The sequence below is a fragment of the Dyadobacter sp. 22481 genome (genome assembly GCF_052044875.1).
In the GTDB taxonomy this organism is placed as follows: Bacteria; Bacteroidota; Bacteroidia; order Cytophagales; family Spirosomataceae; genus Dyadobacter; species Dyadobacter endophyticus.
In genome coordinates this window covers 218,728-243,371 of record NZ_JBQENV010000005.1, presented here as the reverse complement: position 1 = coordinate 243,371, position 24,644 = coordinate 218,728, and the positions used below count along the sequence as shown (strand labels likewise).

At 46.8% G+C, this 24,644-nt stretch carries 16 protein-coding genes; 10 read left to right on the top strand and 6 right to left on the bottom strand.

What is annotated here, in order from left to right:
* The first annotated feature begins 8 nt into the window (after positions 1 to 8).
* Positions 9 to 287, top strand: a complete 279-nt coding sequence (locus ACTJJJ_RS29180; RefSeq protein WP_188927759.1) for a hypothetical protein — start codon at positions 9 to 11, stop codon at positions 285 to 287.
* On the opposite strand, the gene ACTJJJ_RS29175 is transcribed toward ACTJJJ_RS29180, so the two are convergent.
* Positions 277 to 834, bottom strand: coding sequence for an isochorismatase family protein (locus ACTJJJ_RS29175; RefSeq protein WP_426293806.1), 558 nt, complete (start codon positions 832 to 834; stop codon positions 277 to 279). The genes ACTJJJ_RS29180 and ACTJJJ_RS29175 overlap by 11 nt on opposite strands.
* Positions 835 to 872: 38 nt before the next feature.
* The gene (locus ACTJJJ_RS29170; protein ID WP_440703726.1) at positions 873 to 1,982 is read right to left on the bottom strand and encodes a serine hydrolase domain-containing protein; all 1,110 of its coding nucleotides are present in this window, start codon (positions 1,980 to 1,982) and stop codon (positions 873 to 875) included.
* Between the two features lie 668 nt (positions 1,983 to 2,650).
* Here ACTJJJ_RS29170 and ACTJJJ_RS29165 point away from each other — a divergent pair.
* Complete coding sequence (locus tag ACTJJJ_RS29165) at positions 2,651 to 3,049, top strand: hypothetical protein (protein WP_426293807.1); 399 nt, start codon at positions 2,651 to 2,653, stop codon at positions 3,047 to 3,049.
* A 79-nt stretch (positions 3,050 to 3,128) separates the two neighbouring features.
* Here the strand turns inward: ACTJJJ_RS29165 and ACTJJJ_RS29160 are convergent, their stop codons facing one another.
* Positions 3,129 to 3,830, bottom strand: a complete 702-nt coding sequence (locus tag ACTJJJ_RS29160) for a response regulator (RefSeq protein ID WP_426293808.1) — start codon at positions 3,828 to 3,830, stop codon at positions 3,129 to 3,131.
* Between the two features lie 220 nt (positions 3,831 to 4,050).
* Between ACTJJJ_RS29160 and ACTJJJ_RS29155 the strand changes: the two genes are divergently transcribed.
* The 5 genes from ACTJJJ_RS29155 (at position 4,051) to ACTJJJ_RS29135 (ending at position 8,195) form a co-directional block, all read left to right on the top strand.
* A complete protein-coding gene (locus tag ACTJJJ_RS29155; RefSeq protein WP_188927772.1) occupies positions 4,051 to 4,458 on the top strand; it encodes a hypothetical protein in 408 nt (135 codons plus the stop codon).
* Positions 4,459 to 4,485: 27 nt separating this feature from the next.
* The gene (locus ACTJJJ_RS29150; RefSeq protein ID WP_188927774.1) at positions 4,486 to 5,331 is read left to right on the top strand and encodes a hypothetical protein; all 846 of its coding nucleotides are present in this window, start codon (positions 4,486 to 4,488) and stop codon (positions 5,329 to 5,331) included.
* Between the two features lie 7 nt (positions 5,332 to 5,338).
* On the top strand, positions 5,339 to 5,821 hold the full coding sequence (locus tag ACTJJJ_RS29145) for a hypothetical protein (RefSeq protein ID WP_188927776.1): 483 nt from the start codon (positions 5,339 to 5,341) through the stop codon (positions 5,819 to 5,821).
* A 90-nt stretch (positions 5,822 to 5,911) separates the two neighbouring features.
* Positions 5,912 to 6,613 carry a hypothetical protein gene (locus tag ACTJJJ_RS29140; RefSeq protein ID WP_188927778.1) on the top strand — a complete coding sequence of 234 codons (702 nt, stop codon included), beginning with the start codon at positions 5,912 to 5,914 and terminating at the stop codon, positions 6,611 to 6,613.
* Between the two features lie 28 nt (positions 6,614 to 6,641).
* Positions 6,642 to 8,195, top strand: coding sequence for a right-handed parallel beta-helix repeat-containing protein (locus tag ACTJJJ_RS29135; RefSeq protein WP_426293810.1), 1,554 nt, complete (start codon positions 6,642 to 6,644; stop codon positions 8,193 to 8,195).
* A gap of 721 nt (positions 8,196 to 8,916) precedes the next feature.
* Here the strand turns inward: ACTJJJ_RS29135 and ACTJJJ_RS29130 are convergent.
* Positions 8,917 to 11,106, bottom strand: a complete 2,190-nt coding sequence (locus ACTJJJ_RS29130) for a M56 family metallopeptidase (protein ID WP_440703725.1) — start codon at positions 11,104 to 11,106, stop codon at positions 8,917 to 8,919.
* 6 nt (positions 11,107 to 11,112) lie between these two features.
* Positions 11,113 to 11,514, bottom strand: coding sequence for a BlaI/MecI/CopY family transcriptional regulator (locus ACTJJJ_RS29125; RefSeq protein WP_188927784.1), 402 nt, complete (start codon positions 11,512 to 11,514; stop codon positions 11,113 to 11,115).
* Positions 11,515 to 11,668: 154 nt separating this feature from the next.
* Here ACTJJJ_RS29125 and ACTJJJ_RS29120 point away from each other — a divergent pair, with 154 nt between their 5' ends.
* On the top strand, positions 11,669 to 13,210 hold the full coding sequence (locus ACTJJJ_RS29120; RefSeq protein WP_188927786.1) for a serine hydrolase domain-containing protein: 1,542 nt from the start codon (positions 11,669 to 11,671) through the stop codon (positions 13,208 to 13,210).
* A gap of 781 nt (positions 13,211 to 13,991) precedes the next feature.
* Here the strand turns inward: ACTJJJ_RS29120 and ACTJJJ_RS29115 are convergent.
* The gene (locus ACTJJJ_RS29115; RefSeq protein ID WP_426293813.1) at positions 13,992 to 15,491 is read right to left on the bottom strand and encodes an alpha/beta fold hydrolase; all 1,500 of its coding nucleotides are present in this window, start codon (positions 15,489 to 15,491) and stop codon (positions 13,992 to 13,994) included.
* A gap of 61 nt (positions 15,492 to 15,552) precedes the next feature.
* On the opposite strand from ACTJJJ_RS29115, the gene ACTJJJ_RS29110 reads away from it, so the two are divergent.
* Together ACTJJJ_RS29110 and ACTJJJ_RS29105 are read left to right on the top strand one after the other, a co-directional pair.
* A complete protein-coding gene (locus ACTJJJ_RS29110; protein WP_426293814.1) occupies positions 15,553 to 16,329 on the top strand; it encodes a helix-turn-helix domain-containing protein in 777 nt (258 codons plus the stop codon).
* A 992-nt stretch (positions 16,330 to 17,321) separates the two neighbouring features.
* Entirely contained in the window at positions 17,322 to 24,572 is a 7,251-nt protein-coding gene (locus ACTJJJ_RS29105; RefSeq protein ID WP_426293815.1) for a choice-of-anchor D domain-containing protein, read from the top strand.
* The last annotated feature ends 72 nt before the right edge of the window (positions 24,573 to 24,644 follow it).

Below are 24,644 nucleotides of genomic sequence, written 5' to 3'. Positions count from 1 at the left end.
CACTTACTTTGCTGCAAACCTACCCGCAAGTCCCAGTGATCAACTATGACAACGTCCAGCGCCAATTCGCCAGCGATGGCTTTTTTGTAATCAATGAGATTTTTACTGGTGACGAAGTTGAAATGTTGCTGCAAACCATTTCCAATGCCGATGCCAGCAATGATACATTTCGTCAGAATGGCGACCTGTTCGCAATCAGGCAGTTTGTAAAAGAAATTCCGCAGATTCAACATCAGATTATTTCTTATCACAAAGCCGGTTTGAAGAAAAATGGAATCAGTTACTGAGAACCTGTTGAAGGAACATGTGATAGGGCAAAACTTCAATTTTCCCTTTTGTTGGGATCATGTTCTTCCATACCCAATTGTAATGGTCAATCACCTGGCGTGCGTTCATATTTGGTCTGTTTCCAGTGGTATGACCGTCTTCGATGACTGTGATGTTATAATCCTTGGAAACTGCTGACTGAATCGTGGATTCAACACAGAAATCTGTGGCGCAGCCTGTAATGACCAATTCGTTAATGGCTAACAGGCCGAGCTTCTTTTGGAGTTCGGAGCGATAGAATACGTCATTGGCATATTTGTCAATGCGGATATCATCGGTATCAATTTTCAGATCGTCCAGCAATTCCCACTCCGTAGTAAAGGGCACGAATTCGTTCATTGCGCTACCATCATGCTGAATAAATAACACGGGCCACGATTTCGCACGAAAAGCCGCAGTGAGCGAATTAATAATTTGCACGACGCCTTCCGTGTTATAACGAGGCGTGGCTTCTGTAAAAGAGCCCTTTTGCATGTCAATTATCAGGAGCGCTTTTCTGCTGATCATCTCGGTTGGTTTTAAGTAAGGTTATGAGCTGGTTCTATTCAGGACTTCCAGAGTAAATCAATCAATTTTCTCCATTCGAAGTAATCGGAAAGCTCCCCATTCATCAAAATAATCAGACCCTTTTTTGAAAACGGGTCGTAAAGCATGTAGGTGGATATACCGGGGCCATGCCCGCTATGGCTGTACGCGGGTGTCTCCGTGTTAAGCAAATACATAAACCAGGTGTGAAACCCCAGGGTCATGTCCTTTGGCGTCAGGCTTTGCACTGACCTGGCTTCAATTACACGCTTACCATCATACGTTCCGTCGTTTGACCAGCAGGCAAGAAACTTCGCCAGATCACTTACCGTGCAGCGGAGCTGACCTGCGGGATAATCTGGATATTTGCCTTGGGGTAGTTTTTGATACTGGCCAAGTGAGTCTGAATACTGATAAGGTACTGCCAGTCGGTATGGTTCGAGCGTTTCTAAAAACCAACTGGTATGATGCATTTCAAGCGGAGCAAATAGATGCGTTTTGCAGTACTGATCGAATGGCATCTTCGCAATCCGTTCGACAAGATAACCTAGCAATGCAAAATCGATATTGGAATATTCGAACCTGCTACCCGGTTCGGCGCCGGCAAAATTCTTGTTTGCGTGATAGTGCTTGCCACCGGCAGATAGATAGTCTGCAAGAAATGTTCCCAATGGGATGTCGGCTCCCTTATATTGATTCTCCCAAAATGGGAGCAGGTAGTCCATATTATCGGCTATTGAGGAGCGATGCCGTAACAGTTGCCTGAACGTGATCGGAGCAGCTGGAAACGATGGATTGACAACTTGAAACGGAAGGTACCGGTTAATGTCATCATCCAGCTTGAAGTATCCCTTTGCTTCGAGTTGCATAACCGCCGCGGCCGTTACTGTCTTAGAAATAGAGGCTATGTGAAAAACGGTTGAATCCGACACCGGTATTTTTTGCTCCATGTTTTGGAAGCCGTAATAGCGTGTCCAGGAAATCTTGCCATTTTCAACCTTTGCTGCGGCAAGGCCTGGAACATGCAGGTCTTTCAACTTCCCGATAATCAACGAATCAACCTTTGATGTCTGAGCATGAGCTAATCCAGCCAATAAGGAAAGTGCAACTAACAGCAAAGGACATTTCATAAACTGCGGAATGAATGATACTTGAATGTGAGCCGAAGTTAACAATGCGATCAGTGCAAACGAAAGTTACAAAGCAAAAAATGACGGTTGTAAGCCCACCCGGATTTTTAGCTGGCCACACGGCAGCCAGCCGCGCCTTAAACCGCCGGATGGGCTTACAACCAAGGGGAGGAGCCCCGTCATTTTTCTTCGATCGATAGGCAGCGATTGCCCTGAGTACAAAGCTGGGGCGGCCCCGCCGGGCCAAAGCAACTTAAATGCCTTTCAATCATGAGAAATCTCGAAAATGCTCCTAAAGTCTATGCGGGAATCTATGGTCAGTATAACAGTGGTTCGCCTTCCGGAAAGTGGTTTGACCTGCCAAAATTCTAACGGAATTACCTCAACATCGCCACCTGAACAGTTGAAGCCTTCCATGGGATTGGAAGGTATGTACTTCTTTTTGACTCCAATTTTGACGATCTGGCGTGGCGTACTCATTTCACCTCTTTCCTCGCTGTAACTTCCGCTAGTGGTTTAGCGATGTGTAGCGTCAGGTATCCTCAGCAAAGGCGTCAGGGTTGAATTAAAGCGCACAGGCTTATCAAGTAAGCCGCATTTCAAATTTTCTCGCTTCAAGAAATAATACAAAATGTAAATATCAGTTACTTAGTAAACTATCATATTCTATGTTGAAACGGTATATACTCATCATACTTGTGGCACTATCCGACACTGGCTGCAAACTCATAGACAATGTTGTCCCGAAGGTGGAAGAATTTAGCTACGAACTTAATGCCCAGAAGGACACCTCATTTGTTATAAGAAGCAAAGGGCCAAAAACGCAGGCATCCTTTACAATCCAAGGCGAAATCAGCGAACAGGCAAAATTAATTTGGGATAGCATGCCTCTTGATACAATACAATATTCGTCACCGTTACCAGTAGCTACGAGAGAAATTGTAATTAATGCCGGGACTGTGGATACTACCAACACGCAGGAAAATTACAGCGGACTATTGTATGTTAAATACATGCCAAGCAACGGTTCAACATCAGGGATTTTGAAAGTGAAGGTAAAAATGTAAGTGGGAGCATAGCTACTTGCTTAATGCTAGTTCGTGACGAATTATTGATAGGTGATACGCTTATGCTTGATTGACCTCTTTATAAAACTAACAGGGTCTGTCTTGAAAAATCGTCAGATATTTCATCCGTTGGAAATTCCGGTGAAACAGGTTCAGCACCACTTTGGGGGATACGTCCATTTCGTGTCAACACCCGCAGTCGTAATAAATCAAATTTTGCTTTGCCATACATCGTTCGTTTGATTTTTACTTGCCCTTCCATTTGACCACTACTCCACTCGAATGATACAATTCCTTCAAATGCTTCTGGAAGCATGTTTTGGATATGAGTAGACTTCCCTGCATCGTTCGGACCTGAGATTACCAGCAAGGTGGGTTCAGAATAATTCATACTCCTTTCTGACGCGATCTGCTTCCGAACTAGGTTGCTTTGGCTTGGTTTACCAATGATTCGATTGATTGCCAATCCTCTTTTTCGAAACGCTCCGACGAGAATACCGATTCTAAGATTTCTTCTCGGAGCGTTATGTAAAGTGCATGCGAACTTATTCAGCAAAAAGAAATCTTCCATTTCAAAACTATCAGCCGCATAGTCCGGATACGCGGATATGAAAACACAAACGGGGATCTTCATCATTTTGCTGCGGAATTCCAGGCCATTCAACTCAGGCATATCGATGTCACTGAGCATCACATCAACCGGCATTTGATTCACCGAAGAAAGTGCCTGCGTGGCCGACGAGAAAACTCCGGCAACATTCAGAAATGGATTTTTTCGCATATGACAGTGTCGTAAGACGGTCAATTTTGTCATTGTCGATGAAGATGCGGGATAGCTGCGGCCCAGACATTGTTTAGAAGGCGAGTTTTCAGGCTAAACATAATGAAAACTTGTTGTTCATCTATTTAAAATGCAGTTGAGCGATTCGTTGCGATTTGTGAATTCGGGATCTTATAGTTTTGACATGTCACAAAAAGATCACTAACAAATAAAGACTTAAATGAAAAATCTCACATTTATCTTTTTGATAGCATCGGGAGCTTTCACAACGTATGGACAATCTCCGGTGGGTAACTGGAAAATGCTCTCACACATGGCCACCTATGAGGGGAAAGCCTTTGACTCACATGCCGCCTTGCTTAGTCAGCGTCCCTGCGCATCCAAAATCGTATATCGGATTACCTCAGACGGTAATTACCGCCTTGATGCTTCCGCTTCGGGCTGCGATGCCAGTTATGTCAATATCCAGCAGAGACTTTACTCAAAAAACGTGTGGAAAATAGATGGCTCAAAAATATTTATCGGCGGGAAGGAGGGCATCGGACATACGTATACCCTGACATTCTCCGGAAACAAGATGATCTGGAAAAGCGAGTACGGCGAGGTGATCACCTATCAGAAACTTTGATTCAGAACAAAAACGCAACGACGTACTATGAAAAAGCTACTATTTCTCGCATTACTGACTGGTTTCTTTGCATGTTCAAAGTCAGGCACTGATCCGGATGGTTCAGGCGACCCTGATCCCGAACCGATTGGGGAACAAACGGGCCCTGGCAAAGGAGAACCGGGAATCGTGGGCATGTCGGGCATTGAGGCCTGGGACAAACTTACCTCAGCGGAAAGAAACCGGGTAAAAGGATGGAACGCCATATTCATGCACCAGTCGGTCGGTGGTGACCTGGAAGACGGGGCCGAAGCCAACGGATTCAAGTTTGAATATTTCGATCTAGCCTCTGCGCCAAAAGGTCCGTCTGGAAACGTGTTCAGCGTGTCTAATGGTGATCCAATGGGTAAGATGGCAGAGTTCAAAAAGAATGTAATCGCCCACCAGGCGAGTGTCAAGATTGCCATTTTCAAATTCGGGTACGCAGACATCAGCGATACCAACAAGGAGGATATAAAAACAGCATACAAAAAGATGATAGACGAACTGCGTACACAGGTTACCGGTATCCGTTTCGTCCATATCACTCCGCCGCTCATTTACATCGTAACAAGGGACGACGGCAATGCAGCCAAAATGAATGTCGCCCAGTGGATGAAAGACACTTTTAAGGACAAGGATGTAATCTACGAATTACAGCAGATCGAATCAAACAACGGCACCTGCAAGTTGGGCAATGTGCTCAGGATCTGTGACGAAAACCGGTCTACGGCAGGTTGTTCCAGCAAAAATCAGGGCGTGGACGCAGCAGAAGGGCAGGGACACCTTTGTGAAAAAGCCGCGGTGCGAATCAGCAAGGCATTTTTAATGAGTATTTACAATGCAGGTAAATAAAATGAACATGAAAAAGCTACTCTCTTATCTGATACTTTCCGGAATAGTTTTCCTGAACATGGGCGCCGGGTGCGGCGATAAAAGTGAAGATCCTGCACCTGATGAAAAATATATTAAGCTCCTTGTCGGCGGACGTTGGGATGTGTATAAAACCTATTCTGAATCGGAAAGTGACAAAGTAACCCTTACCATTAAAGACGGGGCTCTGGGCTATAAGTTCTATGCCGACGGGACTATGGATGGCTGCCACAAACAAACCTGTGCGAAACAGGGCCGATGGAGCTATAAGGTTAAGAACGCGGCTGCGGGAACCGGGGAGTTAACGTTCTTCAACGACAATAAGGACATAGCCTCCGTGTACGGTGAGAAAACTGTCGGGCACTTGGAAATAATTGACGATAACGAATTTGGCTGGGTGATTACCGGTAATCCATACGTTGGAAGCTCTGACTATAAAGTACTAAGATGGTGGATGAAAAGAAAGCCATGATGCAATATTGCTGTTAGTGCAATTTTACCTGTAAATCAAGCGGTAACAACATTCTGCCTACTAATCCGATTACATTTTAAAACCAACATCATGAAAACCTTAGCCAAGGCGTATGGAAGATCCATGTCCATAGCTGCCATTTTATGCGTGATTATCTTTACCGCCGGCCTATTTTCCTGCTCCAAAAGCAACGAGCCCATAGCGGAAAATCCGCTGGAAAATAGCTATTGGTATGGCCGGTTCCATTATTCCTCGGGCACGCTGGAACGTGTCATGTGCCTGTACCTGAAAGAAAGTGATCGCTTTGAATGGCATGACGCCTCAGGCATGTATACCGGTAGCTGGAAGCTAACCGATGGTAAGCTGACTATCATTTTTGATCTCAACAAACACGAAACAACGTTTATTGTTTCTGACAAAAAACTGACAGGCCAAGCGAACGTGAATCACAACGACTGGGCCATTCTGGAACTTAGCAAGATTGAAAAGTACCCCGTAAAACTGAGTGATTCAAAGTGGTTCGACCCTTACTCCTGGCTGCTCACATTTACCAACGACCGCCTGGTGTTTTATTATGCGGGAATACCGACCGTCATCGGCGGTGGTGGGAATTACACACTCAACGGCCCAATTCTGACAATCAGCAATGGGAACTTCGAAGGCAAGGATAGTGCAGGTCTGTTCGGCGTGTTCAGAGATGAAAGCCTGATGGCCGCCAATATCATGTCGGCACCGGGGCTGGGAAGTGTCCCGACTCGCATCAGCGCCGCTGCCTCATTTGCCAGGCAATAATTTGTTTTAACCCGATATCAACCAAACCATGAAATACCTGGGACGTTTATTTTTTTGGGTGTTGTTTCTACCCCTGTTGGCTTGCCAGAAGCAAGAGGTTGCTACCGACGAGTGCAATGCCGCCCCCACTGCCTGCGGATGCCCCGAAGCACCGGCGAGTTGCGAAACTGAAATTAAAAACCCCGGAGCATTGAGCGGCAAGGTTTACGTCTCCCCTTCGGGTAACGACAACAACGACGGTAGCGAAAGCAAACCATTTAAAACCATCCAAAAAGCTGCCGACAGCGCCGACCCTTCAAAGGGAATTGAAATCATTTTGCGAGACGGAACCTACGAAAGCAGGGAAATAAAATTTCGCACATCCAATGTGTACATGCATTCCTTTCCGGGGGAGTGGGCCGTGATCAGGGCAGTTACCAACGTGGAAGACATTGCCAGTTGCATCTGGTTCCGAGAACCCGGCACAGCCAATGTAACTCTTGAGAATCTGGAAATTACAGGGGGATTCTACTACGGCATCAAGTTTGAAAGCGACTGGGACGATGACCGGAGCGTTTCGTATGCCAACAAAAAAGGGATATCCAATGTCAGGATACTAAGTTGTAAAATTCACGATACAGGTCGCGATTGTATCAAGATCACCCCCGGTTGCAAGGATATCCAGATTCTTAACTGCGAAATTTATAAATCGGGTGTTGGTCCAGCGAACATAGAGGCCCAAAATGCCGAAGGTATTGACAATGTAAATGCTGACCGGATGGTTGTCAAAAACTGCTATTTCCACGACATTGCCACCAATGCACTTTATGCCAAAGGGGGAGCAAAGGATTGCGTTTTTGAGCAAAACCTGATCATGAATTGTGGCGAGGGCGGTCTGCTTGCAGGCTACCTGGATACAGACAGCGAGTGGTTCAATACAACGACTAATCCAAATTATCACGAAAGCATCGACATCATCATCCGAAACAATATCGTAGTCAATACCAAACGCGAAGGCATTGGGTTATATGCCGCCTCCGGAGCGCAGGTTTACAACAATACGATTGTCAATGCGGCCACCGATGAAGGTAGTTCTGCGCTGATCATCTCCCGGGGTGAAATTTACGGTACCCCGGGCGGCGACCGGCACCCAGTTTGCAAAGACCTGAAAATAGCAAACAACATCTTTATTCAGTCTGCGTCTGCGAAGGGCTCCATGGCCCGGCTTCGTCTTAAGCCAACCGGAACCAACGATATTGGGAATAACTTCTATTACCGGCAAGGGGGCCTTACTTATCGGATCGACAGAGGCGAGGATGATTACGAAGAATTTGAGGGTTTTTCACTCTGGAAATCTAAATCCGGCTTCGACTCCAATAGCTCCAACGTTGATCCTAGGCTAAATACACAGTATCATTTGTCCGGCGGCAGTCCGTGTATCGGAAAGGGCAAATCGCTGGAGAATCTCGTGGAAAAGGATTATGACGGAGCCGACAGAGGGAGTATACTGGATATCGGTGCGGATCAGCTGAATAACGGCAATGCCTTGACAATCCCTCCAACCGCACTACCTGTCGGAACAAAAGGTACGGGTGGGAACTAAACCCGTTAAATGTCTTGATGGTCAACATAACACCAATTAATATCACCGTACTCCAATAAAAACTAGTGTGCACGTACAAACACCTTTGGCAAACATAGCCTACAAGAGGTCACCGGTTCGAGACCGTTTAGCTCCACCAATATTTTCATTATTTATTTGTTGCGGCAGGTACTAACAAGCAACGTATTCGGGTTTCGTGTATAATCCTGTGCACCAGCTTTACAGGGGCCGTAAGGCGTTTTGCAAAGGGAGCCCAGCAGCAAATTATTGTCTGAAAATCGGGACACTTACATATCAGTCTTTGGACGATCACGCCATCCAGCGCGTCTAGAAGCCAGGGGGCCGGGTTTGGCGGCTGACTTCGGGAGGATATGGCTCAAAATTACAAGGCAAAAGATTCAGAACTGGCCCGAGCGAAAAGATCGGAATGAGGAGGGCAGGTTAAGAATGTTGATGTCAGGAAAAGAAAAATACCCAATGTCGCGCTCCCCTTGATGCTCGTTCCTGTCGTAGCTAAATATCCATCCAGCTCGCCTTCGAGCACCTTCTCATACCTCGCTTTTGCAACTGCCAAGGGACTCATTTAGCGCATCACGGCTTTTGAACTGTTCTTAAAAATCATCGGCTAACAGATCCTCTCGTCTATAAGCTGTGTTTTGTTAAAAAAAATCGAGATCATTAACCTCGATTCTTCACTTACACAGTTTTTGAGATAACGTCTTTACAAATCGCCCTTATCCAAAAATACGCCACTGCCGTTCATTTTCACTGGTCCGTAATAGAGACCGTGATCGGCTTTGATTTTAAATTTTTCCTTCAATTTTTGTTGTAGTTCAACCGGTTGTTTGTTTCCGTTGACAACCAGTTCATCTTCGCTGAGGCCGAACCATTCCAGATCTGTCGGTTTGGAAATTACCTTTTCCTGTACCAGCTCCGAGATTACGCCTCTGACGCGCTCCTGGTCGGCAGAAATATCGGCTGGCTCTGGCATTTTTTTTACTCTTGCAGCCCTGTGGACATCAGGACTCGATTTACCGGGTTTGTATTCCGACTTTCCATCCATTCCCTTCCCTTTTGCCCAAACAGCCTGATCCGTCTTAGAACCCTGCTCGAAGTCAGCCTTGGAAAATGCTTTGTCCTTCTTGAATTTTTTATCCTCTTTCCACTCCTTGTCTTTTTGTTTCTCGAATTTGGGATGCTTTTGATTGTCCTTATCTTTTTTGAATTCTTTCTGGCTATTTTTATCGATCTTGAATTCTTTGCGAACTTCCCTTCCACCTTTACCATTCCAATCCCGGCCCTCGCCTTTTTCGAGCTTCTTTTTTTCGTAGGCAAAATCACCCGACTTTTCAAATTTAGATTTAGCGGAGTCCGTGTCCTTGCTGAATTTAGCCCTGTCCCAGTCCTTGCTTTTTAACTCCCTGATTTCCATTTCCTTTCGGGAGTAATTATGTGCCCTTTCCATGGAGGCACGCTTGCTTTCACGTGCCGCGTAATACGACTTATCGATTTCCGCCAGGAGTTTTTCGTATTGCCCCAGCTCGCTTTCCGGAATCTGAGCGTTATTTACTTTAAGGGAGACCACCTTGCCGTTTTCGATTTTCACGCGATACATATTATCCTTATCGTCACGTACTTCCATGTCGCGGTTGGCAGGGTCTTCATTGGTATAAAAAAACCTGAAACTTTGAAACTTCCAGCTCGTATCAACTGGGATTTCCTCTAAAATATCCTGTGCAACACCAACATTCCCAGACCTTTCAGTCAAACGCTCTTTTCCGTTAAAACCTTCTTGTTTTGTGGATGTATGTTCCTGCGAAACAACCTGAGTCACTTCATGGCGCTTGACCTTTTGAGATGCAACAGCTTTAAGCAGCGGCTCCGGATTTGGGATGTAGGAAAAGGCCGAAACAATCAGCAGTCCTGCAAGCAAAACGATTTTTTCCATCTTGTTCAGTCGTTTATTTTCATGGTTGATAATTCTCTTTAAACGGTTTACCAATTGATTGCTGCCAAGCCCGAGAACCAGATCAGACCTCGCTGGTTGCTGGGAATGGAAGGCAAGCAAAGCTTCCAGGTAGTTGCTTTTGACGGTTGTATTGGTAAGTACAATATCGTCGCAACAAGTTTCTCTCTCTTCCTTTATCAGTGAAGACAACCAAAGCAATCCCGGATTAAAAAAGAAGACCGTTTCCAGCAAACTCTGTAAAAGGTTGACCAGATAATCTCTTCGCTTTATGTGAGCCAGTTCATGGATGAGTATGGTCTCAATCTGTTCGGCAGGAAGTTGAAAAATCAGACCAATGGGAATCAGAATTACTGGTTTGAAGTGTCCGACCGTGACCGGGACCTTTACCAACTCAGATTGCAGTAGGCTGATTGATTGGTAGATACCAAGTTTTTGAGTATAATTCCCCATTCTCTCCTTCCATTCTCTGCTAACCTGGTGCACTTTGTAAAAGCGTATCCGGTGCACATAGAACAGTCCGCTGATCAATCCCAGGCTTTTGAGCGCAAAACAAAGAAACCAAACCGTAAATATCCACCCCGCGTTTTGGTTGATAAAGGCGTTCAGATGAACCAGGACGTCGATGTCCCTGCGGACAAATGCACTCTCGGATGACGAAAAAACGGTTAACGTTATACGATCCGGAATGCTGGTGACCATATTCACCCGATCAAACGATCCGCTTTCCTGATAAAAAACAAAACCGGTAATCAGGACAAAAATGATCAAACAACCACACAGCAAATGGTAGCGAAGATGTGAAGACGATTTTTGAGCACAAACGAGAATTGCACCGGCCAACACAGCAGCAATTAGACCAATCCATAATGAATGGATCAGCGTCCAGCAGATGACCCGGATGTGTTCATCTTCAAAAATTCCTGGAAGCAGGGATGCATTCATGTTTCGCTATTTTTCATCTATCTTTTTAATCAATTCCCTGAAAGCCTCCATTTCCTGGTCAGACATCTTTTTGTTGCCGAGCAACTGCATCATCAAATTACTGGCAGAACCATTGAATATGGTATCCACTACCCGGTCAAGAAGCAGGCTTTTCGTTTTGGATTCTTCCTGTGCAGCCCAGTAAATATGCTTCATCTGGCTTTCGTCCTTTTTCAAAAAACCCTTTTCTACCATGATCTGCATCAGCTTCAAGGTCGACATATAAATGACCTGCCGCGTATGTTGGTTCAAGTGGTCATTTACAAAGCGTGCCGTTGACGGACCGAACTCCCACAACACTTGAAGGATTTCGAGCTCCGACCTGGTCGGCTCCTGATTGGTGTCTTTTTGCTGGTTTTTATCTTTCATGTTTCAAACATAAGAAAAGTTTCTTAGAAAACATAAGAAATATTTCTTATGTTAAATATTTTTTGATAATATTGTCCGGTGCCCTGTAAATCAATGCACTGAACATAAGAAATATTTCTTACTAGCAGTAAAAAATAATACACTTATTAGATCCATGAAAAGAAAAACTGTTTATCCGGGAGTCCTGACCAGCTTAATGGTCCTTTTAACAATCGCATCGTTCGGTCAGCAACTTGCCCCTGTAGGGCAAAGGGTAGCCAAAATTGACTCATTTCTCACCTTGATGGCACACCACAAACTATTTAACGGGAGTATATTGGTTGCAGAAAAAGGAGAGATCGTTTACAAAAAATCATTTGGCTATGCGGATAGGGGCCGCCGCATCAATCACTCAGAGAACACTCCATTCAACCTGGCTTCTTTATCAAAACCATTTACTTCCCTTGCTATTTTACAGCTGATCCAGAAAGGAAAACTCAAATTGGACGATTTTGTTACATCCCACCTGCCCGATTTTTCATACAAACAAATAAGCATCCGGCACCTGTTAAACCAAGCCTCGGGACTGCCTGGTTTGGAAAGAAGTGAAAGAGAATACATTAAAAGCCACCCTGGCGAAATCGTTGCCAATGAAACGGTCTATTCACACCTGGTCGAGTCGAGACAACCATTGTCATTCATCCCCGGGACACAATGGAACTACAACAACATGAATTATCTGATTCTTGCACTGATTGTGGAAAAAGTAAGCGGTGATGATTTTGCCAGTTATATGAAGAAGAACATTTTTGAAGTTGCCGGAATGAAGGGCACCTATATCAGGTCACGTGAAATGCCTAATACAACCAGATATAACAGGCCGGTTATGTACGAGTCCGAATTTCGAAATGTTGATTCACTCGATCACAATCGTTACCAGACTTATTATCATTTAGGCGGAATTACGGGTTCAAATAACGTCGTGAGCACGATACAAGATCTTTGGTCTTTTGACAAAGCGCTATCTAATGGAAAACTAATCAGCCCGGAAATGATGGAGATGGCATTTACTCCGCTAACATTGTCAGATGGTAAGGCTTTCAGAATGGGGAGCAGTACACGATCCTATGGATTGGGTTGGAATGTCTATAACAGTAAAACCGAGCCGGTAGAAAAGTTTGTTTTTCATGACGGCCATATTGTAGGCCTTTCCACGGCCATGCACAAAAACCTTACTTCCGACCAAACCATCCTTCTTTACGATAATATGGATAACAACCCGATACAACTGATAATTTCCGTTTCAAATATCATGACGGGCGCCGCACCTTTAAAGATCCGGCAGACCCGCTCTCTGGCCAGAATCTATGGAGAAGCACTCGTGAGTAAAGGAATTGATTTCGGAGCAGCGAGATTCAACGAAATGAAGAGTGATACGCTAAATTACCATGTAGATGAATCCGAACTGAACCGTCTGGGCTATGATTTTATGAACCAACCCTCCGACAAATTCCTGCCTTTGTCGCTGGAAGTTTTTAAGTTGAATACCGTCATTTACCCCAGAAGTGGCAACACATACGACAGCTACGCAAATGCACTTGAAAAAGCGGGCAAAAAAGAAGAGGCCATTCTTATGTACAAAAAATCAATTACACTTTCCCCGGGAAACGAGGATGGTAAAAAAGCGCTCATGAAATTGCTTGAACAAAAAGAGTAGGCAAGACACGTCTGAAAATAGCCTTTCTCTAAAAACAATTTTGCCCAGAGTACCCGTGTGAAATGAAAACCTCGTGATGCCGGCAGTATTGAGAAGTCAGGCTTGGAGCACGCCTTGTCAGGAGAACTATACGCAAAATGCGGTAGGCTCGGTGGTGAAAGAGTTGTTCATCGATATCGGGGAAATTAATCGGAGCGTTGAGTCGGCTAATCATTTGTTCCCGGTCTACTGTTATTGCACACGACTGCCAGATGTTGTGACCGGGTATAATTACTGGGTTTTTGTCTGTAAATTCTCAAGAAATAGACCACGCAAATCTGTTTTGGACTAACCATCTGGTTTCCGTATAGTTTGATTACTTATCTCTTTTCAATAACGACTTATTTGAAAACCACGAAATTTGGCGGGGAGCAACCTGCTACGGAAGCGGCAATACCACCAGTGGTGATCTGTGGCATCGAGTTTGTTAAACTACAATCATTTTTAAATTACGTAAGCTGGCCAATCGATATGAGGGCCTTATGATACGGAATGGCGATGGTAGGTAATTTGTTAAAAATGAGCGAAAATTGTTATTTGTAAGTTACATAATTGCCAGATTTTGTATTTTACAGATAACACTTTTATGGTTACTCATTAAACGGGTGTCTGGCTGGAAAATACGGTACCACAGACCACCCCATTCCGTGACAGATTGACCACCAGCCACAATTCGCTGCCCTTGGGGTAACTCGCTGGTGAAAAGAAAGATAGAGTGGCCAGTATTCCTGTAATTTCCACCTTAATACGCGATCATATTTACATCGTTTGACATTATTTTCTTGTAAGGATTAGCTAGGAATGATTTAACAATTGGTCGCATGGAATTGCCGATCACGCCGTGCCCCTTGTTTTTAAGCAGGAAACGCTGACTATTGGGCATGTAATGGCTAATGCGATCGATGTACAAGGGGCGGCAGGCGGGGTCGAGCTCGCCGTCTGCGAGAAGGGCTGGGACAGCGGAATAGTATGGCTGTTTCGTGTTTAGACTGACCGAAGGCACTTTCCAGCAGTCGCACATTTCGCCATAAACGTCGTTGATATGGAAGCCCGCCAGATAGGGGTAGATCTTGTCCAGTTCTTTTCGAACTTTTTCGGAGTGGTAGGCCGTCTGGTCGGCGCAGTAGACGGATAGCCGCATGCCGTCCGGCGCACCGTTTCTGCGGAAGAAACCATCGAAATAGGGACGGATGTACGGTTGGTGGTTCCCGTTTACCATATCGGTGATGATGCGGGGTAGCTCCTTTCGGCCGGAGTCATCGTAGAGCTTGTCGAGGATGATGGTCAGCAGCTCGTTTTTGGTGTACTTGATGCGTATGGAGTCTTTGGTGCCTGGTTCCAGGTACGGTAGTTCAAAAGTTTTGGCGGCGATGGAAGTGAAGTATTGGTGAAAAAGGCTCCTAAGCCCACCGTAATGCTGCTGGCTTGTGAAGTCCCGGGCAATATTTTCAAAATAGATATGCAATGCCTCCATAAAATTCACCGGTTCGTCTTCATCGATAGGGACAAAGGTTGGAAGCGGCGAGTCCAGGATCAGCGAGCGGATACGGTCAGGGTCACGTTGCAGCACGGCCGTCATCAGGCCACCGCTATATGATACCCCGAACAAGTTCACCGAATCGATCGCCAATGCTTTCAGCAGGTCGTGAATGTCCGAAACGGTTTCGTCGGTATTGTAGCCGGCAAGGTCAATGCCCCGCTTTTCCAGCGCGACCTTGTATTTTTTCAGACCCACAATGGCCATGCTGTCTTTGTTCAGGTTGCGGCGGGTGGCTTCTTTAAGTGTTTTATCGAGCTCGAATGTACGCAGGTAGGGCAATGCAAAACGCGTGCCTCTCTGTTCGAAAACAATGCAGTCCCGGTCTTCGATGAAGGGGCTTTTGGCAAGCCCAGCAGCCATTCCCAGCGAGCTGCCACCCGGTCCGCCGGCCGTAAAAAGTACCGGGTCACGGCGCTTGTCCGGGTTTTTGCTCCTGATGACAATGAATGGCAGTTTGATCATCCGGGCGTTTTTCTTGCTGCGATTCTCGGGAACAAGCAGGTAGCCGCATTGCTTCTCAAAAGTGCTGTCCGGCAGGCTGGGGCCGGAAGTGTAAGATTGCTTCGCATTGTCGGGGACCGTTTTCAAAAAATCGGGATCAACCCTAAAATCGCAGCCCGATTGCTCGATTTTGACGAACTGCGCAGAAAGACGGCCGATGCAAAGGATAATGATCAGGAAAAGGGTGGTAAGACGAGGCATATAATTTTTTTTCCAAATCTAGTTGACTGTCAGTATCTTCGTCAAGGTAAAAATCGGACAATTGAAAGAGATCTTTGACCCTATCCGCGATCACTATACATTCGCCCAACCTTGCGGCGAGCTTGCGAACCATATCGATTTTTTCTCCGAATCCATTGTCAACGACAGCGAATTCACGGTCGAAATGTTCCCAAGCTGGACACCTACGATGTACATCAATCTCGGTAATCCTTACCGGATTTCTCTTAACAAGTCGACTTGGGACATACACGCCGGTACAGACATTCTTGTTCTTCGTGACCTGCCGACCACACGGCATAACCTGCCCGGCGACCGGATTTTTACGATCAAATTTCACCCTGGCGGATTGGAGGCCATTCTGGGTATATGCCAGGTCCAATTCAAAGAAAAGCTTGTGCCGTTGCATAAAATATTGCCCGCAAGCGTGATTAGCCAACTAAGAGACAGCCCCACCTTCCACGTGCGCAGGAAGGTAGCAGAAGCGTTTCTTCTCGAAAAACATCAAAAAAGGGCAAGTGACCATTATCTGACTTTTGTGCAGGATCTGACGGAGACCTATCATCAAACACGTTTACAACTCAACGTGAGCCAGCTTGCAGAAAAGCATTTTGTTACTTCGAAGAGCGTCAACCGATATTTTCACCGCGTCATCGGCATTAATCCCAAGGGTTATTTCTCAATACTCCGGGCCAGGACCGCACTCACAGCTTATGTCGCAAGCCAGGAGTTTGATCCATGTGCATTTGGCTATTACGATAGCAGCCATTTTTATAGGGATGCGGTGAAATTCGCGGGGACCCATTTATCAAACATTTAATACCACTTTGCGCTGATGTATCAACGACAGATTTGAGTGTTAGCCTGTAAAGCTGGGGATGAATTCGATATCTGGTGTTGGCTCTATATGATCTTGTAGTGAGTATCTAAACTGCTTAAATCTTTGAAGGTCGCTTTCGGATTTAGCTCATCACTGAACAATTCAAATTTGACCGGCCCGTCTTGGCACTCATAGATATAGGAATTTTCATCCTTGAAGGAGTAAATAATGATACCTCAACGGTTCCTTTCAATCGAATCAGCTGTCTTCACAAACTTTCTGCATTTCGTCCCGGAACAAGCACGTTCGTCCCTTTTTTTTGACTTTATAGCTACCCAAAGCCACCTTTGGGAAAGCTATGGCACTGATCGATCTGGATAAAATTATTGTAAAAAGAACCATTCTGGGTATTCGCTGTACTGTATGCGGAGGAAACCTGCTTGTTTCTGAGAAAGAATCTGCCATTAGCAAGCTTGCCAGGATCATTTCTCTTGGCATCGTCAGACCTAAAGACTATGCATGCGAAACCTGCAAAAAGCGGTACATACTGCTTTGACGGCACCGGCGTGTTCGATTCAGACCTGTTTGAAAATAGTTAATTATAAACCATTAAACCTTTAATCATGCCTACCTACCTGGTTGAAATTCGTCATTCCGAGAAAGTTTCGGATTGCTTGCACGTCATCAATGGTTTCTGAGCTCAGGTTCGCACCTCATTTCACAGGACATTGGGGATGTAAGGCTGGTGTGCACAAAATGTGGTTTGACAGCAAAGAACAAGTTCTTCAATTCATTCCCCCGCTAATGCGGCCTTAGGAACACATTGTCGAACTGAATAAGTTCCGTGTCGAGGATGTGGCACAGTATGCCACAGAATGACTCCAAAGCATATATACTCAACGTTTGAAATGATCAAATCCAGCCTGGAAAGGCGGAAACAAATGCCAGGTCCGGAGACGGGTCTGGTTTCGTCCTGTTTAAAATTCAACGAAATGAAACAAACTGTACTTGCTTATAAATTGCCAAAAGCAGTAATGAGACTGTTGCTTGCGCCCCTGATGCTATTATCCGTGGAAGGCGCTTTGGCGCAAACAACCTGGAATGGCAGTGAGGATTCGGATTGGAGTAAGCCGGCCAACTGGTCGGCGGGTGTGCCGGACGCCAACGTGAAAGCAACTATCCCGGACGTGACCAATGATCCCGTCATTTCCGGGATGGCGCTGGCGAATTCTGTACTCGTGGAATCGGGAGGCTCATTGACGATACAAGCGGCGGGAAATCTGACGATTGACGGTTCTTCGGTATATACTACTCCGTTCAATGCCACGGCCACACTTAACAACCTTGGAAACGTCACCAATAACGGCACGCTGACCATCGGATCGGCAACGGGAGCAGGTGCTTACGGTATCGCCAGTCAGGGCGTTTTTACAAACACTTCAACCGGTGTGATCCGTATTGACCGAACAACCGACACTGGCTTATATGTCGTTTCCGGAAGCTTTACCAATAGTGGAGATATCATTATAGGCAGCAGCCAAACTGTTGGGTACCACGGTATCTGGAATGACGGGGCGTTTGTCAACAATGCAGATGGCGACATTCAGATTGACCGTTCCTCGTTGAGAGGCCTTGTAACCAATAGCAACAGCTTCAATACGGGCGGGATAATTACCATTGGTGCCATGGCTAACGTAGGTTCTAATGGGGTTGAGAACCGGGCTACCCTGAATGTGGATGCCTGCGGGAAACTGCTTGTGCTGAAAGGAGGCTTTGTCAATGAAAGCGGTAAAAGCGTGACCAATGCCGGATTGATTCAGATCAGCAACAGATTGACGAATAATGGCACTTTTACGAATGCTGGTGTTCTCAAATACAGTGATTTGAGCGGATCGGTGTCCAACAACTATGTTATTGTCAAAAACGCGCCGACACCAATTTTTAGTTACGGTGTAGGAGCGTCAGAAAGTGTTGAAGGCATCTACAAGGACAGCGACGGCGCGGTGTCGGCAGGTGTATTCTCTGCTCCGAATAATTTTGTTCCCGATGCATCTTTACCGGTCGGTGCGAATACACTTTATGCCAAAGTGGCCATTGCAGCCGGTAGTTGCGAATATCTTGTGCCATTTACCTACGTTGTATCGCCGCCCGCAACGGCAAACCAAACGACCTGGACTGGCGCCATAAACGGGGCCTGGAACGAGCCTGGCAACTGGTCCAATGGTACGCCGACGGCGGATTACCTGGCGATTATTCCAGGGACTTTCAGTAATGCCCCGGTCATTTCCACTACTACGCAAGCAGTGGCTTATGCGGTTCATGTTCAGGAAGCTGCCTTGTTGAATATTGAAGCAGGCGGCAGCCTTACAATCAGCGGTTCAGCACCATATGCGAGTCCCTTTAATCTGACCGCTGCGTTTTATAATGCAGGCGTTTTCAAAAACAGCGGTAATGTGATCGTTGGAACGACGGAAACCGCAGGGTCTTACGGCCTTTTTAACCTGGGACTATTTTATAACAACGGGGGAGCTATCCAAATCGATTATATCTCGCAAACCGCGCTCTATAATGCGTCAGGAGCCTTTTCGAATTCGGGAAGCCTTATTTTAGGAAAAAAATCAAACATCGGCAGTGTTGGAATTTGGAACAGGGCCGATTTCTTCAATTCAAACACAGGATCGATTAGCATAGACCGATCTTCCAGCAGTGCAATCACGAATGAATCAGCCGCTGGTACCTTATTTACCAATAACGGAACGATCACGATTGGCGGGGAAGCTTCCGCAGGAACCTACGGCATTGATAACCGCTTCGATTTCGACAACAATGCCGGAGCAGAGATCAGGATTGACCGGACAGCAGAAGCTGGCCTTTACAACGCCTACACTTTTAATAATGCTGGAAATATTATTATCGGAGAAAATGCGGCTGTTGGCGCCAATGCCATTTACAATCAAGGACTGATCACCAATAAGGCCTGCGCAACGCTTCGGTTGCCTCGTGGCAATTTTCTGATCGTGTATCCAAATCGGGTCGAAAACAATGGGCTGCTACTGATCACTAATTCGCTTGTCAACGGGGGGATGGTTACCAATAATGGGGTATTGAATGTCGGAGACAACAGCTACGAGGTAAATGTTTTCAATAATTCGGTTTTCGTTCAAAATGAGGCACTTCCGATCTTTCGGTACGGCAGCCCATTTTCCGGGACCGTCGACGGCATTTTCAAGGATAAGGAAGCCACGCAGTCCGCGGGAATTTTCACCGCACCGAACACTTTCGTGCCGGACGTAGTTAACAACACAGTCCTGGCGCTATATGCCAAAGTAACGCTCAATTCGGGGTCGTGCAGTTACATCGTACCGTTCCGACTTCCGGCGGCTGCTCCGGCCATCAGCATAAAAGGCAAAGGTGTTATTATTAAAAACGGAGATCATATTGCCGATCCGGTAGACGACACCGCGTTCGGCCTGTTATACCCCAGTGAAGGAACGTCAGTGCGTACCTATACCATTGAGAATGTGGGGCCCGCTGTGCTGAACCTGACAGGAACTCCCGCAGTAAGTCTGACAGGATCCGGCGATTTTACGGTCACCGTCCTGCCGGCCACGACTGTGCCGCCGGGCGGAAATACTACTTTTCAAATCACTTTTGATCCGAGTTCGGCAGGGCACAAAGAGGCAATTGTAACTGTCGCAAGCAACGATTCCTATAAAAATCCCTACACTTTCGGGGTAGCTGGCGACGGAGCTGAGGGCTGCCTCCCGAAGACAGCTAACGGTCAGATGGTTTGGACCGGCGCTGCGGGGACCGACTGGCAGGACCGCTGTAACTGGTCTCCTGCATCGATTCCCGCGGAAATTAATGACATCGTAATCCCGGCTACTGCTAACCAACCGGTGATCCCTGCGGGTTATGATGCGAGGATTAAGGCCTTGGAGGTCCAAAGTGGCGCAACGCTGGTAATCGAAGCCCTCGGTAGTCTTACGGTGATGAGATCGAAACTGACCGGGGATTCAGAAACGGCACTTTACAATGCCGGCAGTATTCAAAACAACGGGCAGCTTACATTGCTGGATGCGGCTGGCACCGCGACTTATGCCATATCGAATGCTGGAACATTTGCAAATACTTCGTGCGCAGAACTTTCGATATCAAAACCACTAAAAAACACTTCTGCATTTGATAACAATGGGCTGATGACGGTCACAACGGCCTCTGCACATATAAATACGGGCACATTCACTAGCGATGGGATCATCGTGTACCCTCAGGGAAATGCGATCCCGGCTGTAACCAACAATGAAATCATCGTCGTGCCGGGCACGGTAGCGTCGTGTGAAACATTAAGTCCCGCCTTTAACTTCAACGGGCCTACAACATTTACGATCTCGGGTGTTTTCAAGGATGCGTCCGGTTTGGTGAGTGCGGGCGCCTATAATGCAGGCGCCAATGCGTTTACAGCTGACGCCGCCTTGGGGGAAGGCATTCATGGGTTATTCGTCAAAATTGAAGACCCCTCTAACAGCTGCGTGAGAACTGTTCCCTGGCAGTTGACTGTGACAAAATGCTGCATCCCACCCGTTTTCGCTGCTCCCACTGTAACGCAACCCGCGTATCCTGTGGCCACGGGAACGATCGTGATCAACATCACGGCTGCGGAACCCGTTGAATATAGCGTGGATAATGGCAGCAACTGGTCTGGAAATGCGACATTCGGTAATCTGCCGGTTGGCAGTTATCGTCTCAAAGCAAGGATTACCGCACTTCCGGCTTGCGAGAGCACTTATGCAAATAATCCTGTCGTGCTTACGGAATTTACAACAGCCATGGATACCTGGACTGGTGCTATTTCGGATGACTGGAACCTGGAAGGAAATTGGCAGGATGGGACAGTTCCGACCACATCCGACGATGTGACTATCCCTGACGTCGCTAATGATCCCATCATCCGGGCGCAAATCACTGGCGTAGCGAAGTCGATATTTGTGCAGGGGGGGGCCTCGCTTACTGTTAATGCCGGAGCAACGCTAACGATTAATGGCTTCGCATCCTACGCATCGCTGCAATCGGGTGCGGCGCCATTCAATTTTACGGCTGGACTCAATAATCTGGGAGCCTTGAACAATAGCGGTACCGTCGCCATTGGTTCTTCGAGTGGGGTAGGGGCTTATGCGGTTGTTAATCAGGGTAATGTGATCAATAAATCCGGAGGAAGCATTCAAATTGACCGCTCGGAGGATACCGGTATTTATAATGCTGCCGGAAGTTTCACCAATGGCGCCGCGATTACCATCGGGGCTGCTGAAAACATAGGTAACCACGGAGTATGGAACGACGCTACATTCACAAACAGCAGCGACGGTGTCATTAAAATTGATCGATCGACGCTGAGGGCATTGATGAACAATGCGGATAGTCCCAAGTCTGTTTACGCAACCTTTCACAATGAAGGGACAATAACCATAGGCCAAAATGCCACTACCGGGGCAAAGGGTGTCGAAAACCTGGCCGACTTCAACAATATCGGTGCGGGTAATATCAACATCGATCAGACGAGCGAAAACGGCCTTTACCACGCGTCAGGCAAGTTTATTAATAGCGCACGCATTACCGTTGGTGGTTCCGCAACTACCGGACTGAATGGCCTGGTGACCTGGGGTAACTTTACCAATAGCGCTAACGGAGACATTCAAATTTACCGGGTGTCTAATATCGGGCTGCATAACGCCTCGGGTACTCTTCAAAATCGAGGAAAAATCATCATCGGAGCAACAGCGGGTGCAGGAAGGACCGGTTTTCAAAACAATGGCACATTCAATAATACAGGCGCGGCAGAGCTTAGGGTCGACCTCACATTGGCGACAGCAATCCATCATCTTGAAGGGGACTTCAATAATGAGGCGCAGATCGTGATCGGCGCACTGGGAACTGTCGGCCGGTACGGCATCACGACAGAAGCACCTTTCACCAATGCCGCCACGGGAACGATCCATATTGACAGAAGCGATCCATACCAAGGACTTGGGATCTATCAGAACCAGGGCGTCTTTGAAAATTTTGGAGATATTATAATCGGGACAAACGCTGCGGGAGGAAAGACCAGTCTGCTCATCGATAAAAACGGGACATTCAACAACAATGCTGGTGGCCTTCTTAAAGCCGATCATAACCAGACTTTGGGGGTAGAAGTTTCAGGAACGCTGAACAATGCGGGCAGCATCGTGATCGGTTCGGTGGAGCTACAAGGGAATTATGGTTTGTATAACAACAACGGCATCATTAACAATAACTTAGGCACAGGCGGCGTCCGTGGTCAGATTCGGATCGACGGATCTAGGGAAGCGGGATTTGAAAACAGGGGAAAGCTGGTCAACAATGCCGATTTGTTCATTGGTTTGACATCGTCTGTTGGTAAAGCCGGAATAGATAACCTTGGCAATATTGAAAATAATACAGGCGCACTAATCGGCGTCGACCAAAGTACTGTCAACGGCATTGCGATTTTGGCTGGAACGGTTTCCAACTCCGGTTCTTTCGTGCTTGGTGCAAACAACGCGTTGGGCTCAAATGGAATTCTTAACAAAGCTACTTTCAATAATCTGAATGGAGGTAAAATCCAGATAGACCGCTCCATCCGGAGCGCGCTGCAAAACTTGGCCAGCTTTACGAATGCAGGTGAGATCACAATCGGGTCGATTGCCGCCGCAGGGGAAGTCGGCGTTGAGACGCATTCCGTATTTAACAATAACACGGGCGGGCATATCCGGATCGACAATACGACCGATATCGCTTTGTCAACACCCGCCGGGACCTTCACTAACGCAGCCGAAATTACAATCGGTGGCGTGGCAAATGTAGGCCGTTACGGTCTGGTAAACCGGGCCGCATTCAATAACAGTGCTGGCGGCAACATTCGGATCGATCGTTCTACCGACACCGGCTTGTATGAATCTGCGGGCACATTCAGCAACAATGCGGTCATCACCATCGGTGGCTCTGAGCAAATAGGTGTTCATGGCATATTCAACGAGGCTACATTTATGAATGCGGGGGAAGGCAACATTCACATTGACCGCAGTACTGCCGCCGGGCTTCGTAATTTCAACGGTGCTTTTAGCAATGCGGCACGCATCTCAATCGGCTCCAAAACTAGTGTCGGCACGTTCGGCATCCGAAACCAGGCCGCTTTTGCAAACAATGAGGGAGCAAGCATCACGATCGACCGCGCGGCTGAGGGGATTTTAGTAGAAGATAACACCTTTGCCAATGCAGGTACCGTCACAATTGGTGGGGTTGAAGCAATGGCCACGCTGCTAACACGGCAGGGACCGGGTAATTTCAGTAATAATGAAAAAGGTATTTTTAAAGCTTCCGGACAGATCGCAGCGGCCGGGTTCACGAATGCGGGTGGCAAGCTGTCGCCAGGCTATTCGCCCGGCAAATTGACCTTTAACGAAAGCAAGGATTTTAGTAGCAGTATCATGGACATCGAGATCAATGGTCCCGGTACAGCCGGCGTGAACTACGATCAGATAGAGGTGCTAGGGATGGCGACGTTGGGTGGTGCATTGAAAGTGACTGTCAACTACGCGCCAATGGACGGCGACGAAGTGATTATACTGAATGCAACAGCCATTGTTGGCAAGTTTAGTACCGTAACCGGTGCCACGCGCTGGCGCATGGAGTATGGATCTGGAACAATCAAGCTGGTGTATGACTCGACTTTGCCTGTTAATCTGGCAGAGTTCAATGCGAGCGCGGCGGGGTCTGTTGTTGAATTGCAATGGCGTACCGCTTCCGAAACGGACAATGCAGGATTTTATATAGAACGCAGTACAAATGCTGCCAATTGGCACGAGATCGGTTTTGTCAAAGGAAATGGGACAGCTAATACTTCAAAAGCCTACCGCTTCGAGGATATCAATCCAATGCCGGGCATGAACTACTACCGTTTAAGACAGACAGATTTTGACGGCAAAACAGAGCACTCTCGAATCAGGGCCGTCAAGTGGCTGACCTCCGGTGCGGAGATTACTGTCTGGGCAGACATTGCCCGCCAGGGTCACATCAAAACAGAAGAGGTTATAAAACAAGTAACAGTATTTGATCTGTCGGGAAGGGTAGTGGCTGTTTCGAAACAGAAAAGTTTTGACCTGTCTCAAGTCGCTGCCGGTGTATTGCTGGTGCGCATTCATACCAACAACGGAATTGTCACGAGAAAGCTGCTACTTTGGCAATGATGTTCATCTGAGTGCGATATTCGGTGCACTGGCATATAAAGGGATTAAGAGCAATCTAATGGGACAAGTTAA